Origin of the sequence: Nocardia carnea, assembly GCF_029868855.1 — a bacterium.
Lineage (GTDB): Bacteria > Actinomycetota > Actinomycetes > Mycobacteriales > Mycobacteriaceae > Nocardia > Nocardia carnea_A.
This window is the reverse complement of sequence record NZ_JARWOV010000106.1, coordinates 1-2,369: the sequence shown is the minus strand read 5'-3', so window position 1 is coordinate 2,369 and position 2,369 is coordinate 1. Positions and strand designations below refer to the sequence as shown.

The 2,369-nt window shown below is 65.4% G+C and carries 2 protein-coding genes; both read left to right on the top strand.

Annotated features, from left to right (window positions below):
- The first annotated feature begins 1 nt into the window (after nucleotide 1).
- The gene (locus QH195_RS09945) at nucleotides 2-1,813 is read left to right on the top strand and encodes a type IV secretory system conjugative DNA transfer family protein (RefSeq protein WP_432278831.1); all 1,812 of its coding nucleotides are present in this window, start codon (nucleotides 2-4) and stop codon (nucleotides 1,811-1,813) included.
- Nucleotides 1,810-2,253, top strand: a complete 444-nt coding sequence (locus tag QH195_RS09940; protein ID WP_280420923.1) for a DUF4913 domain-containing protein — start codon at nucleotides 1,810-1,812, stop codon at nucleotides 2,251-2,253. The genes QH195_RS09945 and QH195_RS09940 overlap by 4 nt, the downstream gene beginning before the upstream one ends.
- Nucleotides 2,254-2,369: the final 116 nt, after the last annotated feature.

Sequence of the window (2,369 nt, the reverse complement as noted above, 5' to 3'; positions counted from 1 at the left end):
TGTGGGCGGTGCGGTCCTGGGAACAGTCTGGGCGGCGCTGCATCTGGGCAATATGCTCTCGCTGCAGAAACAGGATATGCCGGTCAACCCGATCGGCATCGTCGCGGGCATGGTCAAGGGCGAACTGCGCTGGCCCACCGGGGCCACAGTGATCCTGGTGCTGGTCGTCGCCGCGCTGGTCGGTTTCGTGCTGTGGCGTCGGCGGGTCGCCGCCAAGCGCAGCATCGGCCGGCTGGCGGTGGACGACAAGGCCGATGTCATGGGTAACGGCGGCGCCATCGCCGCGCTCACCGAGGCCGGCGTCCGAGAGAAAGCAGCACAGCTCGGTGTGCAGCTCGGCTCCGACGATGCGCCGGGGGTACCGATCGGGGTCGCCGTGGCCGACGGCGCCATGCTGTACGGCTCCTACGAGGATCTGCACCTCGACATCTGGGGTCCACGGCAAGGGAAGTCCAGTTCACGGGTTATTCCGGCGATTCTCAGTGCCATCGGGCCGGTTCTGGCCACCTCCAACAAGCGCGACGTCGTGGATGCCACCAGGGATGTCCGCGAAGCCAAGGGTAGCCGGACCTTCGTATTCGATCCGCAGGGCGTCGCGGCCGAGGAACCCACCTGGTACTGGAACCCGCTGGACTGGGTGGATGCACACAGCGACGGCTGCGAAATGCGGGCGGCGCGGCTGGCCGGGCATTTCGCCGACGCCGACAGCGGTGCCGATTCCGGTAAGGACAACTTCTTCGACCCGGAGGCCGAAGATCTGCTGGCAGGCCTGTTCCTGGCCGCGGCGGTCGCGCAGCGGCCCATCACACAGATCTGGGAATGGGTGACGAACCCGAGCGATGAGGAGCCGGTCACACTGCTGGGCGATGCGGGGCACCGTTATTCGGCGTCCGGCCTGAGCGCGCAGTACAACGCTGATCCGCGGACCCGCAGCGGGATCTTCAGTACTGCCAAGAAAATGGTGCGCTGCCTGAAACTGCGGAATGTGCACAAATGGGTGACCCCGCGCACGGATCCCAACGAAAGGGACCGCGCCCAGTTCGACGAGCTGGAATTCATCGAGAACAACGGCACGCTCTACAGTCTGTCCCTCGAGGGCCGCGGTTCGGCTGCCCCGCTCGTAAGCGCGCTCACCGAGGCCGTGATCGATGTCGCCATGCGCAAGGCGTCCCGGTCGGCGTTCGGGCGGCTGCCGATTCCGCTGCTGGCCGTGCTGGACGAGGCCGCGAATGTGGTGCGCTGGAAGGATCTGCCCAAGCAGTACAGCCATTTCGGGTCGCGCGGCATCGTGGTGATGACCGTTCTGCAGTCCTGGGCGCAGGGCGCCCGGTGTTGGGGCGACGACGGGATGAACGCGCTGTGGTCGGCCGCCAATATCAAGGTATTCGGAAGTGGCGTCGACGATGCGAATTTCCTGCGGGAGCGTTCCGAGGCCATCGGCGAGCATTCGTCCATCTCGGGGTCGGTCTCGGAATCCAAGGGCAGTAAGAGTTACTCACGGTCGCTGGGATCGTCGAAGACGTTCACGGTGCAGGCACTGGCCACGCTGCCGCGTGGCCGCGCCATCGTGTTCTCGTCCGGGGCTCCGCCCGTCCTGGTGCGGACTGTGCCATGGTGGGAGGGCGAGTATGCGTCGCTGGTGAAGAAATCCATCGAACAGCATGATCCGCAGCAGAAGACTCTTGTGCCCGACCTCATCGGCTCTCCCTCGCTCATCAAAGGAACACCCCCGGGACCGGATAAGGGACCGGGAGAAACACCCCCGGGACCGGATAACGGACCGGGAGACAGGCAGGAGGTTCGCCCGCTGTGACCGAGACCCCCCCACAGCAAGGACAGCTCGTCTACGAGAACGTGGTGGAGTTCGTCGAGAACTACCTCAGCGTTGTCTATCGCCGCCAGGTCAGCGACCTCAGCGATACCGTCTGGTGTCCGCAATGGTGGCAGCACACCGAGGCAGTGGTCCGGCTCGACGCCGTATGGCGAGCCTGGGAGCATCTGCGGCAGGACCCGGCGACCGGAATGAGCGTGTGGTTCCTCGACCATGCCGACCAGCACATGGCGGTTCTGCTCGACCCGCGTGGGCCGTTCAAGTACTGCAGCGTACGCAACGGACACAAGGACAGGCTCGATCCCCTGCCGCTGGCGGCACCACCGCAGGGGTTGTTCAGCGAACCGGCGGACAACGGGAACCACCCGGCCGAGGAATCCGAGCCTGCTGGTGGAATCGATATCGAGGATCCACGACGCTGACAACTCGTGATACCGCTCTACCGCACGAGAAAACGCCCGTCGAGGTCGGGGGGTTTGTCGTTGTTCCGATAGGCGCAAGCGCGCGAACGCCTCCGCAAACCGCCGACCGGGGTTTA